Raw genomic sequence first — 16,033 nt, 5'->3', positions numbered from 1 at the left:
TATAAGTTAGTCATATCGATACAGACATTTAACTGCAGATAATGACTTTATGGTTAATCCAACTGGTTTAAAGCTGCCTGTAAGCCAAGCTCGTAACCGAGCGCACCCAAGCCCACGATAGTACCAACAGCAATATCTGAAAAATAAGAATGCTGACGGAATGCTTCGCGTTGATGCACATTGGATATATGTATTTCTATAAAAGGAATTTGTGTCCCCAGAAGGGCATCGCGGATAGCGACACTGGTATGGGTATAAGCAGCAGGATTGATCAAAATAAATTCGACTCCATCTCTGGCTGCCTGGTGAATAGTTTCTATAAGCGTTGATTCTGAATTACTTTGCACATGTTCAAAGGTGTGAGATTTTTCAGAAGCTTGTTTTTCAAGGCGTTTGGCAATATCGTCTAAAGTATCAGAACCATAGATTTCAGGCTCTCTTGTCCCAAGCAAATTCAGGTTAGGACCATTCAGTAGTAGTATTTTAGCCATTTTTGCTTTTTTCTTGATTTTAGAGGAAGTTGAAGACAAAACGCGTCAAATTTAGTGAATTTTAACCCGATATATCGACAAAGGCTATTCTATTTTAATAAAAATAATGAATAATAGCGGGTCTTATCATAAATTGAGGCTTTCTAGCGTAATTCAAGAAGTTTTACGTTTTTTGTGCAGAAATAGGGTGTTTTTTAGTATTTGTAGTGTCTTTGTTTTGCTCTGGTCATTGATTGTTATTTTGAGGATACTTACGCATCAGATGTCGGAGGAATTAAAACCAGTTTGCCCGTATGTGTTTTTTGCAAGAAGTCCGTTTGGGCTGCTGCGATATCAGAAAGGGGATAGGACTTCGCTACTAAGGGTTTAATCTCATTGGCCTCAATGTACTTGATCAAATTTTGAAAAACGATTTCATCTTGAAATGTACAGCCAAAAAAGGTGAGGTCTTTTAAGTATAATGTTCTTATGTCTAGCTCGACCATAGGTCCAGCAATCGCGCCGGCGGTTGCATAACGACCACCACGTTTTAAAGCATCGATAAACATGGGCCAATCTTTTCCAGCGACCAGATCAATAACGACATCTAATTGGTCGGCACCTATTTTATCGGTGATAGATTCTCCGCGAAAGACAATCTCATCTGCCCCAAGTTGTTTTACTTCTTCGGCTTTTGATTGGCTGGTAACAGCGATAACCCAAGCACCACGGCGTTTCACTAATTGCACTGCAGCTGATCCAACACCGCCAGACGCACCCGTAACCAAAACCAAAACCGTTTCGCCTGCTTTTATACCCGCACGATGTAGTATGTTTTCAGCCGTAGAATAGGCACATGGTATCGATGCAAGTTCAGCATCACTCCACTCACTTTTTACAGGGTAACTTTCTGCTGCTGGAGCCACGGTATATTGCGCAAAACCGCCATCGATTTCTGAGCCAAATGTCCAACACTCGTAAGGTCTAAATTCAGTGTAAGTTTGCATAATGCTTCTGATCAGAACTCTTTCACCAATTCGTTCATTACTCACCTGATCACCCACTGCAACAATCACCCCACAAACGTCTGCACCTTGAATGCGGGGGAATTTAATGGCTTCACCTGTCCATGAGCTATCGTCTGCATTCGCATCATCAAAACCTGCTGTAGCAACAGAGTCTGTGGCTGTGTTAACCGATTTTGAATACCAGGCAATGCGGGTATTAATGTCGGTATTGTTGATGCCTGCCGCAGAAACTTTGATCAAAACCTCATTGGCTTTAGGGCTTGGTGTAGCAACATCGTGTCGATATTCCAGTTTATCCAGGCCGCCGTGTCCTGTGAGTAGAGCGGCAGTCATGGTATTCGGTATGGTGTTGCTCATTATTTCGATTCCTTACAGAATATTTCTGGGTGTATTACACAAGTGTAGTTGTATTTTCTAATTATAAAATAATAGAAAGCCACCCCCCTACTTATGGGCAGTTTTTTTAGATTCGATATGATCTTTAGGATTTTCGCTCGAATTGTACAGAAAGCATTTTGAGGTTTTCACTATATTTTTTAATTTGGGTTTTAAGCTAAAAATTTAACTATTATTTAATAAATACATTGATTGTTTGGTCTATAAAGTTAATTCACAGGCTTGTGTTTTTTATCCTGCTAACAAAGCCTTTTCATACACTAACTAAGAGGTTGCTATGGCAATACGTACAGAAAAAGATTTCCTTGGTAGTTTAGATATTCCCAAAGACGCTTACTATGGCGTACATACTGCTCGGGCACTGGAAAATTTCACCATTACCGGGGTTCAAATTAACCATTTTCCACGAATTATTATCGCATTAGCGATGGTCAAAAAAGCCACCTTGGCCGCTAATCTAGAATTTGGTCTGATTGATGAAAAATTAGCAGCTGCGATTAATCAGGCCTGTGATGAAATCATTGATGGCAAATTGCATGAGCACTTTGTCGTCGACTTGATTCAAGGTGGCGCAGGTACCTCGACCAATATGAATGCCAATGAAGTCATTGCTAATCGTGCCTTGGAAATACTTGGTCATGAAAAAGGTAGCTATAAGAATTTACACCCCAATGACCATGTGAATTTATCGCAATCCACTAATGATGTTTATCCAACCGCTTTTCGTGTTGGATTGCTATTGAGTCATGCAGATTTACTGGCAGCCCTAGAGCAATTGATTGGGCATTTCAAAGATCGTGCGGAATTATTTAAATCGATCTATAAAATTGGTAGAACCCAATTACAGGACGCTGTTCCCATGACCCTGGGGCAAGAATTTCAGGCGTTTGCCGATACCTTAAGCGAAGAGAAACAACGCTTTCGTGACTTAGAAGGTTTACTTGGGGAAGTAGGGCTCGGTGGCACAGCGATAGGCACAGGTGTCAATGCACCAAAAGGGTTTGCAGCAGTCGCATGTAAACACCTTGCTGAGATCAGTGGTTTCTCGGTCACACCTGCTGCAAATCCAATCGAAGCAACGTCTGATACTGGTATTTATCTCACATGGTCTGGAGTGTTACGCCGTACTGCGACCAAGTTATCAAAAATCTGTAATGATTTACGTTTGCTGTCTTGTGGTCCACGGGCAGGCATCGGCGAAATTAATTTACCACCTGTACAAGCCGGCTCATCAATTATGCCGGGCAAGGTGAATCCGGTGATTCCAGAGATGGTTAATCAAGTGGCTTATCAGGTGATGGGTAATGACCTGACCGTCATGCTGGCGTGTGAAGGTGGGCAATTGCAATTGAATGCTTTTGAGCCGGTGATGGTTGCAAACCTGTTTCAATCGATTGACATTATGAAACGTGCAATGCGCATTCTGGGTGATCGTTGCGTTTCAGGTATCACGCCGAATATCGAGCATTGTCAGAAAAATCTGGAAAAGAGTATCACCTTGGTGACGCTTTTGAATCCGCAATTGGGTTATGAGATTTCATCTGAAATAGCGGTCGAAGCATTAACGTCGAGACGTACTATTCGAGAATTAATACTGGAACGTAATTTGATGAGTAGTGAAGACTACGATGCGTTGATAAAGGAGTCTACAGAGCTGGATTAAACAGCTCTCTATCGATAGAGGCTCAATTAGAATGTTCTAAAAAAGCGCCTTTAAGTAGGGGGGTGGGTTTGCTAAACAGCAACCACCCCTTTTATATGAGGATGCGCTTCATAATTCTGTAATTCAAAATCTTCGAACTTGAAATCGAAAATAGAATCCACGTCAGGATTAATTTTCATCGTTGGGAGTGGCAGTGGATCACGACTTAATTGTAATTCGGCCTGTTCCATGTGATTAGAATACAAATGCGCATCGCCCAGCGTATGAATAAAATCACCCGCTTCCAGTCCAGTAACCTGCGCCACCATCATGGTCAACAGCGCATAAGAAGCAATATTAAAAGGCACGCCGAGGAAGATATCTGCACTGCGTTGATACAATTGGCAAGAAAGCTTGCCATTCGCCACATAAAACTGGAAGAATGCATGACAAGGTGGAAGCGCCATGTTTTCAACGTCAGCAACATTCCATGCGCTTACGATAATTCGACGTGAATCAGGCGTATTTTTGATTTGATCAATAATCATTGAAATCTGGTCGATATGATCACCTGACGGTGTTGGCCATGAGCGCCATTGCGAACCGTAAACAGGTCCCAGGTTTCCATCTTCATCAGCCCATTCATCCCAGATACGCACACCGTTATCTTTGAGGTATTTGATATTGGTATCACCTTTTAAGAACCATAATAGTTCATGGATGATAGAACCCAGATGGCATTTTTTGGTGGTTACAAGAGGGAAGCCTTCTGATAAATCGTAACGCGCCTGGTAGCCAAAAACAGATTTGGTGCCAGTACCTGTGCGGTCTTCTTTAACCGTACCGTTTTCATAAACGTGACGCATTAAATCGAGGTATTGCTTCATGCTTTTGCTCCCTTTTTGGTTCTCGGCTCTATGTCTGCATTGTTACTTTTGTATGCCCATACGATTAATCCGATACCAGCAATGATCATCGGTATGGATAATAGTTGGCCCTGTGTGAGCCATTCAATTCCAAGGAAATCACTATTATCCGGAACTCTGAAAAACTCTACGGTCGAACGGGCAATACCATAACCGAGTAGGAAAAGCCCTGAAACGGCACCTAGTGGACGTGGCTTTTTCGAGAAGAACCACAGAATAAGAAATAACAACACACCTTCACCAATAAACTCGTAGAGTTGCGAGGCATGTCGCGCTTGGTCATCAACGTGTGGGAAAATCATTCCCCACGGAACGTCAGTAGGGCGTCCCCAAAGTTCGCCATTGATGAAATTCCCCATTCTGCCAGCGCCTAAACCGATAGGCACCATTGGGGCGATAAAGTCACCGAGTTGTAGAAAGCGTAGATTCCATTTTCTGGCAAGTATCAACATGGCGATTAAAACGCCAATTAAACCACCATGAAAACTCATGCCGGGTTCCCATAAGCGGAACAGCTTCATCGGGTCAGCCATCAATTCTGAAAATTGATAAAAGAACATCTCCCCAATTCTGCCACCTGCGATGACGCCAATTGCGCCATAAAACATGATGTCGTCAACTTGCTCTGGTTTAACCGGGCTGTGTGGGCGTCTGGCTCTGATTTTTCCTAAAACAAGAAAAGCAACAAAGCCGATGACATACATTAAACCGTACCAACGTACTCCAGTGGTTTCAGAGAAATGGATAAGAATAGGATCAATTTCAGGATAGGTGAACATGGGTAAAAATTACCAAATCATTGTGTTAGGTTTATGAGTACGTATTGTTGTTACGTTTGGATTGTTTTAAAGCGTTTTAAACGTGTTTAACTTGGAAAACGATTAAAAATAATTACACGTGACTAAAAGAATAATTTCTTTAGCTCTTCGCCTGGCTCATCTGCGCGCATAAAGGCTTCGCCGACAAGAAATGCGTTGACCTGATGATCACGCATCAATTTCACATGCTCGGCATTATGTATGCCGCTTTCTGTCACCACAATGCGCTCTTCAGGTATTTTATCAAGCAGGTTCAGAGTGGTATCTAGCGAGGTTTCGAAATTTCGCAGATTTCGATTATTGATGCCGACCAAGGTTGCGTCTAGCGGTAATGAACGCATCAGTTCTTCTTCATCATGCACTTCAATCAATACATCCATGCCGAGCTCACGCGCCAGATGATACAGCGATGACATTTTTTCATCGCTTAATACAGCGACAATCAGCAGTATACAATCTGCCCCCATCGCGCGTGCTTCGTAAACCTGATAAGGGTCGACCATAAAATCTTTACGAATTACCGGTAATTCACAAGCTGTTCTTGCTTGTTGTAAATACTCGTCACTGCCTTGGAAAAAGTCGATATCCGTCAGAACAGATAAACAGCTAGCGCCACCGTTCTCATAACTTTTGGCAATTTCTGCAGGAATGAAGTGCTCGCGAATTACGCCTTTGCTCGGCGAGGCTTTTTTAACTTCTGCAATTACCGCAGCATCACCATTGGCAATACGTTGTTGCATTGAGTTGACGAAACCACGTACAGGTGAAGCGTTTTCAACACGTTTGATAACGTCGTCCAAACTATTTATTTGAAGGCGTTCAGCTATTTCTTGTTCTTTACGAAGAATAATCTTCTTTAGAATGTCAGGGGTGTTACTTTCCATGGTGTTCAAATTCCAGTATCGCTAGCAAAGGCTAGAACGAGTTAGTTTCGTGGATAAGGTCGAGCAATTTCTGGCGGGCCGCACCAGATTCAATCACTTCTAAAGCGCGTTCAACGCCAGCCTGATGTGAAGCAGTCAAGCCGGCAACATAGATAGCCGCACCAGCATTCAAGGCAACAATATCTCTCGCCGGACTATTGTCATTGTTTAAAACCGAATTGACCATTGCCAGACTTTCTTCGGCATTCTTGACGCGGATATGGCTAATAGGGCTTTGCTTTAAACCGAAGTCTTCAGGTTTGATTGTGTACTCTGTAATCTCTCCATCTTTGAGCTCGGCAACATAGGTATCTGTAGAGATGCTGATTTCATCCATCCCATCTTTGCCATGCACAACCATTACATGGTTCGAACCTAATTGCAGGAGTACTTCGGCAACCGGTCTTACCCATTGTTTACTGAAAACCCCCAGCACTTGATTCGGTGTGCCAGCAGGACTGGTCAAAGGACCGAGTAAATTAAATAAGGTGCGTGCACCCATTTCTTTACGCGGGCCGATAGCATGCTTCATTGCGCTGTGATGCTTGGGTGCAAACATAAAACCAACACCAATATCATCGACACATTGTTTTACCTGATCTGCAGTTATTTCAAGATTGACACCCGCTGCTTCGAGTAAATCCGCAGCACCGGAGCTACTGGAAACAGATCGATTACCATGTTTGGCAACACGTCCACCAGCTGCTGCAACAACCAGACAACTAGCGGTTGAAATATTGAAGGTGCTACTGCCATCTCCGCCTGTGCCGACGATTTCAACCAGTTTATCTTTATCTAGATTTACCGGTGTAGCGAGTGATCTCATCACTTTTGCTGCTGCTGCAATTTCTTCAACGGTTTCACCTTTCATGCGCATCGCGATAAGAAATCCGCCTATTTGAGCATCGGTTGCCTGACCTGTCATTATCTGGTGCATGACATCAGTCATCTCATCAATGCTAAGGTTTTCTCTTTCTATCGCTTTGTTAATTGCTGATTGGATATTCATGTCGTTACTGTCATTAGTTATTTGTTGCTTTCACGTAAATTCTACGTTTTGGATGGCAGAGAATATTAACATGGAAGTTTTTCAGATGTTAGAGCAAACACTTTAAGTTTCCATCAAATAAAAAAGTGCCTCAAAGTGGGGAGGTGGCTTACACTTTGCAATAGATTTGTAATAGACATGTGTGAATAAGCCGATTTCTACGTCATGCTTGATAACCGTTGCGACATCTACTCAAGGCTTAATGAAAGTACCTGCATTTAGTGGGATAATGCCTTTATACCTTTATATACAACAAGTAAGAACTAAAACCATGTCGACACTATTACACGATTTACTCGAAGAAAAAGGCGTACTTCTGGCAGATGGGGCAACTGGCTCCAATCTATTTGGTATGGGGTTACAAACCGGTGATGCGCCAGAACTCTGGAATACAGATCACTCTGATAGAATTTCTCAGCATTATCGTAATTTTGTCGAAGCGGGTTCAGACATCATCTTGACCAATACCTTTGGTGGCACACAATATCGAATGAAGTTACACGGTGCGGAAAAACGTGTCGAAGAACTCAACGTAAATGGCGTTAAATTACTCAAAGCTGAAATCGAAAAATCGGGTCGTCAAATTGTCTGTGCTGGCTCGATGGGGCCAACCGGTGAATTGATTGTGCCGTTAGGAACGATGACTCATGAAGAAGCGGTCGTGGCATTTCGTGAACAAGCAGAAGCGTTGAAGAAGGGCGGTGTTGATGTCTTCTGGATTGAGACACTATCCTCAAAAGAAGAAGCTGCAGCTGCTGTTGAGGCGTGTGCAGGTTTAGGTTTGCCGATCGTAACTACCTACAGTATCGACACCAATGGCCGCACCATGATGGGTTTATCTCCTGATGATATTGTGAAAGCCTCAGAGGAAATGGATACACCGCTGATTGCATTTGGCTCTAACTGCGGTATCGGAGCGGCAGAGTTACTCGCGGCGGTAATCAATATCAAAACCTCTCTTTCTAATCTTGATGGCAATAAGGCTGATGAAGCGATTATCATCTCCAAAGCTAATTGCGGTGTTCCCGAATATATCGATGGCGAAATCGTCTACAGCGGAACAGAAGCCATTATGGCCGACTACGCCGGAATGGCAATCGATGCAGGTGCCAGAATCATCGGTGGCTGTTGCGGTACATCTTATAATCACGTCGCAGCAATGCGCAAGGCGATTGATAATCACAGCAAAGGTGATTCTCCATCTAAAGAAGAAATCGAACAACGATTGGGTGAGTTAAGCACCGGCGCAATTGCACAGCTTGAAGGTAAGTTATCTATTGCTGAAGGGGCGTATGTGCAGAAGGATGCGCCAAGACGTTCTCGTCGTAGAAAGTGACCTTTCGAGGCTCACCGGGAGCCAGAAAGGTTCATCGTAGATTCCGTAAGGAATTGTCGATGCACAATGATTGATAAGTCTCAGCTCTATTTCCGATAACTCATAATTTACCAAGTCGAGGCTCACCAGGAGCCAGAAAGGTTCATCGTAGATTCCATAAGGAATCGTCGATGTACAAGATAATCTCTGGGGAAATTGTTTTTTATTCATTATTAGGTAAATAAAAAAGTGCCTCGCAAAGCATAAATTCTATTTACGCTTTTAAAAGACAAAAGCGTAATATCATTCAAAAGTAGGGGGGTGACTAAGTCATTTATTGAATTGCTAGCCCTATCTCTTGATTAATTGTTAATTCCCTCTAGCTTCTGATTCGCCATGTCTTTACCAATACCGATGAATTTCTGAATGTAGCTGATCTCCGTATCGTTACTGCGCAGGGCGATATACAGTTTTTTATGAATACTGTTTTCTCCGATCTGTAAGGTCTGCAAGGGATATTTTCTGGTCGATTCTTCTGCAAGCCATTGCGGTAAGGCGCAAACACCACGGTCAAGCGCTGTCATTTGCAGCATCAACTCAATCGATTCGATTTGCTTCATTTTAGAGGGTTTGAGGCTCGCGGGATTTAAAAACTCAGTAATAATATCCAGTCTTTCCAAAGGTACAGGAAAGCTCAACAAGGTTTCTTTTGCCAGCTCAGTCGGAGAAACGATTTTGTGATTTGCTAATGGATGATCTTTGGCGACCAGCAATACCAGTTCGTATTCTGCAATGGTTTCATAATGCACTTTATCGCGAATTTCCATGTCAGGTGTCACCAACATATCGATGTGTTGATTGAGTAAACCTTCCAAGCCTGAAAACTGAAATTTGTTCACTATATCAATATCTACCTCGGGCATCTTCTCTAAAAACACCCCAATTACACCTGTTAACCATTCATAGCAGGGATAACATTCGACACCAATACGCAAGATTCCCTGACGACCTTCGCTATACGCCTTAAGTGTTTCTTCGGTTTGCTTAATCACGGGTAATACTTGTTCGGCCGTTTGTAATAGCAATTTACCAGCTTGAGTCAGGCGTAAATTTCTGCCTTCTCTTTCCCATAATTTGGTATCTAATTTATTCTCTAAATAACTGATTTGGTGTGATAAAGCAGACTGGCTCAGATAGAGGGTGTTGGCGGCTTCGGTCAGTGTGCCGTTGAGATGGAGTGCTTGAATGATTTTCAGGTGTTTGTTTTCAATCATGAGGTTTCTTCATGGATAGTGCAAAAACCATCACTATAGTTCATCTTAAAATAAAAATACACTGTCTGTTCTTTCACACATCGAGCACAAAACAATGGCAATTACACATAATTTGGGATTCCCTCGAATCGGTAAAAAACGAGAACTAAAATACGCATTAGAGAAGTATTGGAAGCAGGAAATCTCGCAACAGGAATTATTAAACACTGGTGCATCACTGCGACAGAATCACTGGAAAGAACAACAGGCGCTGGATTATTCTCCTGTCGGTGATTTCTCTTTTTATGATCAGGTGCTGGATACTAGCTTCATGCTCGGTAATATTCCTCAGCGTGTGCAAAACATATCTGACAATTCCCTGGATGATTACTTCCGTGTCGCGAGGGGACGATCATCTGCAACCGAGTCTGACTGTTCCTGTGTTCAAGCAGGCGAAATGACCAAATGGTTTGATACCAACTATCATTACATCGTGCCTGAATTCGATAAAGACACCACATTCAAGCTGGATGCGAGTCGTATTCTGGCGCAAATCGAAGAGGCAAAAGCACAAGGAGTAAATGTTAAACCTGTCATTATCGGTCCCGTAAGTTACCTTTGGTTGGGTAAAGCAAAAGACGCTTCGAATAAACTCGATTTACTTGATCAATTAATTCCAACCTACGCGCAGTTGATACTTGAATTAGAGAAAGCTGGGGTAGAGTGGTTACAAATTGATGAGCCAATTCTGGTTTTAGAGTTAGACGAAGACTGGCAGCATGCTTTACGAAAAGCCTATTACAGTTTAAAGCGAACCAGCGTTAAATTCTTATTAACCACCTATTTTGGCAAGCTACAAGAGAACCTAAACCTGGCCTGCGAACTACCCGTCGATGGTATCCATTTAGACGCGATTAACGCCAAAGATGAAGTGTTAAAACTCATCGATTGGTTGCCTAATTTCAAGGTGATCTCTTTAGGTGTGGTGAACGGTCGTAATATCTGGAAAACAGATCTGAATAAAACACTGGAATGGTTGAAGCCTATTCATGAGTTATTGGGAGACAGGTTATGGCTAGCGCCTTCCTGCTCCTTATTGCACGTACCTGTTGATCTGGAAAGTGAAGAAAAACTGGATGCCGAGGTACTGTCCTGGTTGTCCTTTGCGATTCAAAAATTAGACGAAGTGACGATTCTTTCTCGTGCTTTAAATGAAGGCGAAAAAGTAGTCGCCGATGCCTTAGCCGATAATGCCAAAGCCATTGAAAGCCGAAAGAATTCAGATCGTGTGCATGACAATGCGGTTGCAACGCGTGTGGCACAAATTAATGATGAAATGCAAAACCGCGTGTCATCTTTTACAGAGCGCGCAAAACGACAACAACAACGTTTCGACTTGCCTTTGTATCCAACCACGACCATCGGCTCCTTCCCGCAAACCGGTGAAATTAGACAATCTCGCCGTGATTATAAAGCTGGGACTTTGTCTGATGATAACTACAAAAACGCGATGCAGGAAGAGATCAAACGTTGTATTCGCGAACAGGAAGAACTCGGTTTAGACGTATTAGTCCACGGTGAAGCTGAGCGTAACGATATGGTTGAGTACTTTGGTGAGCAGCTCACAGGTTATGCGTTTAGCCAATTTGGTTGGGTGCAATCGTACGGTTCGCGCTGTGTAAAACCACCGATTATTTATGGCGATATTTCACGCCCGACGGCAATGACCGTCGAGTGGAGCAGGTATGCGCAATCACTCACTGAAAAGCCAATGAAAGGCATGCTGACAGGACCCGTGACTATTCTCAACTGGTCATTCGTCAGAGACGACCAAACACGCGCCGATACCTGTTTGCAGCTGGCATTGGCGATTCGTGATGAAGTGTTAGATCTGGAAGCATCAGGCATCAGCATGATTCAGATAGACGAAGCTGCATTAAGAGAAGGGCTACCGTTACGCAAAGCAGAATGGCAGGCGTATCTGGATTGGGCAATCAAAGCCTTCCGCATTACCGCCAATGGCGTAAAAGATGAAACGCAGATTCACACGCACATGTGTTATTCGGAATTCAACGACATCATTAAAGCGATTGCCGATATGGATGCGGATGTGATTACCATCGAAACCTCACGTTCGGATATGGAATTACTCGATGTGTTCGACCAATTCCAATACCCGAATGAAATAGGACCGGGCGTTTATGATATTCATTCGCCAAATATCCCAACGGTTGAAGCGATGGTCAATCTGATGCAGAAAGCCACGCAGCGAATTCCCGCAGAGCGTCTTTGGGTCAATCCGGATTGCGGTTTAAAAACGCGTAACTGGGAAGAGGTAAAACCAGCGTTGATAAACATGGTCGAGGCGAGTAAGCAATTAAATAAGGCAGCTGCATAGGTGCTTTTAAATGAAGTTATCTATAAAACATGGATAAGTTTTCAAATAGTGGAGGGGAGTGTTTTACACAAATACACCCCCTCACTTTGGGGCATATTTTTATTTGAGGATTAATCGATCTAAGCTGACTCGTGTTTGTAAATTTATGTAAAGAACCAAAATAATAGCGAGAGAGTCCTATAATTTTTCTCAGTCATCGTGAATTCAAATTATTTTCTAAAGAGATGACTATTCAATTCCCGCTAAATAGACCTATTACAGTTTTTCAAAATTATTCTGTCGTACTTCGATGCTGTGATAACCACGTTTAAAAGGATACGAGTGAGAACCATGTAAGTGGCTTAAATCTCCGTTAGTTCGGATATAAAATTAAAAACACATTAAGAAAAGACGAGGTTAAGATGAATAAATATATACTAATGCTAGTTGCTTTCTTTGTGCTCAGTACACAGGTATTGGCCGAAGAAACGTTAAAGTACAACAAAGAACTGGATGGGTTTGAATATCCTTTTGAAGTGAGTACTTTCGAGTTTAACTCACAGCAACAAGTCTTGAAAATGCGTTACATGGATGTCGGAGATAAAGATTCTGACAAAATCATAGTCTTATTACATGGCAAAAACTTTTCAGGTTACTACTGGGAAAAGGTCGCAAAAGACCTGCTTAAGAAAAAATACAGAGTGATCATGCCGGACCAGATCGGTTTTGGTAAATCATCCAAGCCAGATTATTACCAATACAGCTTTGGGCAGTTGGGTTTAAATACCAAGTCTCTACTGGATAGTCTGGGCATTAAAAAAGCGGTTATTGTGGGGCACTCTATGGGCGGTATGGTCGCTGCGACCTTTGCTGTGAATCATAGTGAATACGTGGATAAACTGATTTTAATGAATCCATTAGGATTAGAAGATTACGGTAAATATGCGCAAGTCAAAGACGTGAATTTTTTCTATAAAAGAGAACTGGCTAAAACCCTCAAGGGCGCAAAAGGCTATCAAAAGAAGAATTACTACGATGGCGATTGGGATCCAGAGTACGACAAGCTTTTGATTCCACTAAAAGGCATGCTGGCAAGTGAAGATTGGCCGGTGGTTGCATGGAATAATGCCTTAACCTACGGTCCTATATTCTCAGAAAATGTTGTTGCTAGATTACCTGATATTACCAGTGAAACCTTCCTGATTATCGGGACTAGAGATAAAACAGGTCCTGGCAGAGGCTGGAAAAAAGAAGGCGTTACCAGAAAGCTTGGCGAATATAACAAACTAGGGAAAAACGCACAAAAGCTTATCAAAGGGTCAACCCTGCTCGAATTAGAAGGACTGGGTCACATGACCTTATACGAAGATCATGCGCGATTTATGGAAGCATTAAATACGGCGCTTGATAAATAAGGTTGCTGTAGGTTTTGATCACCATAATAAACAAGAAAAGCTCTGAAAAGAGCTTTTCTTGTTTTAAGAGTTTGATCCCATTGTTTCATTCTTATCAAAAGTTTTAATAAGTTTAAATGGCACCCCCCTACTTATAGGCAGTTTTTCAATTAATGCTTTTAGAAACAATACGAATAACGTGGCATTCGACTCTTATCTAGTCTTAATCAATAGGTCGCAATATAGCCCATCACAGAAGATATTTTCATCCCGGTATCTTTGAGTTTTTCTAATACGGTTGTTTCCAATTCTTCAGTCGAAATTGTTGCAATAGGGCACGAGACACTAACCGCCGCAACGCATTGAGAATGTGAATTTACAATAGGAACAGCAATACACTGCAAACCCATTGAGTGCTCTTGCAAGTCCATGGCATAGCCGCGCTCTTTACAGCGTATTAAGTCTTCTTCAAATTCAGTTACGTCTGTGAGCGTGTAAGGCGTGATGGGTTTTAATTTTATATTTTCCAGAATAGCATTCAATGATCCCTGTTCCAGATTCGACAACAACACCTTGCCGGATGCCGTTGAATAGAGGTCGGTTCGTTTTCCAATAAACGATGAACATTGCAATGCGCCAGGCTGGTGATTGACATCCACTTTATCAATATACACCGCTTCGTCGTGATCTAGCACCAGCATGTGAACGGTCTGGTTTAGTTCGTTGCTTAATTGCTCCAGATAGATATGTCCTCTTTCACGTACATCCAGACGCTGTAAATAAGATTGCCCAACTCTTACCAGATTAAGACCAATATCATATTTCCGTGAATCAGAATCTTGTTGTAAGTATCCAAATTCGGTCAGGGTCTTTATATGGTGATGTAGCGATGATTTATTCAAATCTAAAGCTTCAGCGATCTCTTTGATTCTAAGTGGACGGTTTGCCATTCGAATCGTTTCAATAACACTAATTGCTTTGCCAATTGTATTCAATTTTGTAATTTTATCTTCCATAGACGTTTCATATTATGAAATGGCATATGATGTCAAGAAATTATATTTCATTATTAGAGGTTTTTTATTGACAAGTTTTCAATTCAGTTCTACTTTAAGTTAAACGTTCAATACTAAGCAACGTAGTTTCATAATACGAAACATATAATAAAGTGGCATTGACCAACCCCGCGTATCGTCATGTCAGGAGAATTTACCTATTAACTGAATAGGCCATGTATTCAAAGTAAACGACAGGCTCGGAAACTTTGTATACCTGAGGCATTGAGTGAATAGGAAATTTAGGCGCAACTCATTTTGAGTTGTCTTTTACTTCAAGGAGATAGGAAATGAAAATGTTAAAAAAAATGGGTGTCGTATTAACGGTAGCCCTGCTAACAAGCTTTAATGCTCAGGCAGCTGAAGAGTTAAAGTTTGCCCATGTATATGAGGTGAGTCATCCATTACACAAAGCCGCTGAAATGGCCGCTGAGAAAATAGAAAAAGCCACGGAAGGCCGCGTTAAGGTCAAAGTATTTCCGGCTTCGCAATTAGGTAAAGAAGTTGCAATCAACGAAGGTCTTTCTTTCGGTACGGTTGATGTTATCTATACTGGTGCGAGTTTTGCTGGTGCAGCCTATGGCCCGATTTCAATGACAAACTTTCCTTTTACTCTAAGAGGATTAGATCACTGGAAAAACTATCGTGATAGTGATCTGTTTAAAGAGATTGCGGCAGGTTACGGTAAAGCAACCAATAATAAATCGCGCGTTGTTGCACTGAATTATTATGGCGCAAGACATGTTACTTCTAACAAGCCAATCACCAAACCTGACGACATGAAAAATTTGAAGATTCGAGTGCCTAATGCACCTGCATTTATCATTTTTCCGAAAGCGACAGGAGCAAACCCTACACCAATGGCATTTGCTGAAGTATATCTAGCATTACAACAAGGTGTAGTAGACGCACAGGAAAATCCACTAACAACGATTAAAGCCAAGCGTTTTTATGAAGTGCAATCTAACATTAACTTAACAAGCCATATCGTAGACTCGGTTGTGACTATTGTGTCGGAAAGAGCGATGGGCAAGTTGAGTGATGCCGATCAAAAAGTTGTTATCGCTGAATTAAAAGAAGCGGCTAAATGGACGACTGAAGAAATTATCGCTGCGGAACAGACTTTAGTTGATTGGTTTAAGGGTAAAGGCATCACTGTAAATGACGTTGATCGTGCGCCATTTATTACCAAGGTAACTCCTTTACTTGATGATCCAAGCTTGCCTTTCACTGCAGAAGACTTGAAAAAGTTACAGGCTATTCCTGGTAATTAATTAAATCTCCCCCTTCTTTTTATAAAGACGCTTGTTCTTTAGATCGTGCGTGCACGTGTTTTGCACTGGCTCTTTAGCGCCAACTCATGTGTAAAAAGAAGGGGGACATTAATA

At 42.1% G+C, this 16,033-nt stretch carries 13 protein-coding genes; 5 read left to right on the top strand and 8 right to left on the bottom strand.

Annotated features, from left to right (window positions below; genetic code table 11):
* Positions 1-53: 53 nt before the first annotated feature.
* Together aroQ and EV695_RS14120 are read right to left on the bottom strand one after the other, a co-directional pair.
* Complete coding sequence (aroQ, locus tag EV695_RS14125) at positions 54-491, bottom strand: type II 3-dehydroquinate dehydratase (RefSeq protein WP_131906624.1); 438 nt, start codon at positions 489-491, stop codon at positions 54-56.
* Between the two features lie 251 nt (positions 492-742).
* Positions 743-1,855 carry an alcohol dehydrogenase family protein gene (locus tag EV695_RS14120; protein ID WP_207907091.1) on the bottom strand — a complete coding sequence of 371 codons (1,113 nt, stop codon included), beginning with the start codon at positions 1,853-1,855 and terminating at the stop codon, positions 743-745.
* Between the two features lie 316 nt (positions 1,856-2,171).
* Here EV695_RS14120 and EV695_RS14115 point away from each other — a divergent pair, with 316 nt between their 5' ends.
* Positions 2,172-3,557 carry an aspartate ammonia-lyase gene (locus EV695_RS14115; RefSeq protein ID WP_131906623.1) on the top strand — a complete coding sequence of 462 codons (1,386 nt, stop codon included), beginning with the start codon at positions 2,172-2,174 and terminating at the stop codon, positions 3,555-3,557.
* A 71-nt stretch (positions 3,558-3,628) separates the two neighbouring features.
* Here the strand turns inward: EV695_RS14115 and EV695_RS14110 are convergent, their stop codons facing one another.
* The 4 genes from EV695_RS14110 to trpD all read right to left on the bottom strand — a co-directional run bounded on the left by EV695_RS14110 (position 3,629) and on the right by trpD (position 7,212).
* Complete coding sequence (locus EV695_RS14110; protein ID WP_131906622.1) at positions 3,629-4,423, bottom strand: thymidylate synthase; 795 nt, start codon at positions 4,421-4,423, stop codon at positions 3,629-3,631.
* Complete coding sequence (gene lgt, locus EV695_RS14105) at positions 4,420-5,241, bottom strand: prolipoprotein diacylglyceryl transferase (protein WP_131906621.1); 822 nt, start codon at positions 5,239-5,241, stop codon at positions 4,420-4,422. Before lgt ends, EV695_RS14110 begins: the two co-directional genes overlap by 4 nt.
* A gap of 122 nt (positions 5,242-5,363) precedes the next feature.
* Positions 5,364-6,164, bottom strand: coding sequence for an indole-3-glycerol phosphate synthase TrpC (trpC, locus tag EV695_RS14100; protein WP_131906620.1), 801 nt, complete (start codon positions 6,162-6,164; stop codon positions 5,364-5,366).
* Positions 6,165-6,195: 31 nt separating this feature from the next.
* Positions 6,196-7,212, bottom strand: coding sequence for an anthranilate phosphoribosyltransferase (trpD, locus tag EV695_RS14095; RefSeq protein WP_131906619.1), 1,017 nt, complete (start codon positions 7,210-7,212; stop codon positions 6,196-6,198).
* A gap of 181 nt (positions 7,213-7,393) precedes the next feature.
* Here trpD and bmt point away from each other — a divergent pair, with 181 nt between their 5' ends.
* Positions 7,394-8,587, top strand: a complete 1,194-nt coding sequence (gene bmt, locus EV695_RS14090) for a betaine--homocysteine S-methyltransferase (RefSeq protein WP_243651627.1) — start codon at positions 7,394-7,396, stop codon at positions 8,585-8,587.
* 341 nt (positions 8,588-8,928) lie between these two features.
* Here the strand turns inward: bmt and EV695_RS14085 are convergent, their stop codons facing one another.
* Positions 8,929-9,840: a LysR family transcriptional regulator gene (locus tag EV695_RS14085; protein WP_131906618.1), complete on the bottom strand. Its 912-nt coding sequence runs from the start codon at positions 9,838-9,840 to the stop codon at positions 8,929-8,931.
* Between the two features lie 94 nt (positions 9,841-9,934).
* Here EV695_RS14085 and metE point away from each other — a divergent pair, with 94 nt between their 5' ends.
* Both metE and EV695_RS14075 read left to right on the top strand, forming a co-directional pair.
* The gene (gene metE / locus EV695_RS14080) at positions 9,935-12,217 is read left to right on the top strand and encodes a 5-methyltetrahydropteroyltriglutamate--homocysteine S-methyltransferase (protein WP_131906617.1); all 2,283 of its coding nucleotides are present in this window, start codon (positions 9,935-9,937) and stop codon (positions 12,215-12,217) included.
* Positions 12,218-12,618: 401 nt separating this feature from the next.
* The gene (locus EV695_RS14075; RefSeq protein WP_131906616.1) at positions 12,619-13,611 is read left to right on the top strand and encodes an alpha/beta fold hydrolase; all 993 of its coding nucleotides are present in this window, start codon (positions 12,619-12,621) and stop codon (positions 13,609-13,611) included.
* Positions 13,612-13,817: 206 nt separating this feature from the next.
* Here the strand turns inward: EV695_RS14075 and EV695_RS14070 are convergent, their stop codons facing one another.
* Positions 13,818-14,606, bottom strand: coding sequence for an IclR family transcriptional regulator (locus tag EV695_RS14070; RefSeq protein ID WP_131906615.1), 789 nt, complete (start codon positions 14,604-14,606; stop codon positions 13,818-13,820).
* A gap of 329 nt (positions 14,607-14,935) precedes the next feature.
* Between EV695_RS14070 and EV695_RS14065 the strand changes: the two genes are divergently transcribed.
* On the top strand, positions 14,936-15,919 hold the full coding sequence (locus tag EV695_RS14065) for a sialic acid TRAP transporter substrate-binding protein SiaP (RefSeq protein WP_131906614.1): 984 nt from the start codon (positions 14,936-14,938) through the stop codon (positions 15,917-15,919).
* The last annotated feature ends 114 nt before the right edge of the window (positions 15,920-16,033 follow it).

It is taken from the genome of Cocleimonas flava (assembly GCF_004339015.1).
In the GTDB taxonomy this organism is placed as follows: domain Bacteria; phylum Pseudomonadota; class Gammaproteobacteria; order Thiotrichales; family Thiotrichaceae; genus Cocleimonas; species Cocleimonas flava.
Note: the sequence above shows the minus strand (reverse complement) of the source record. Positions and strands in the feature narration are given on the sequence as shown.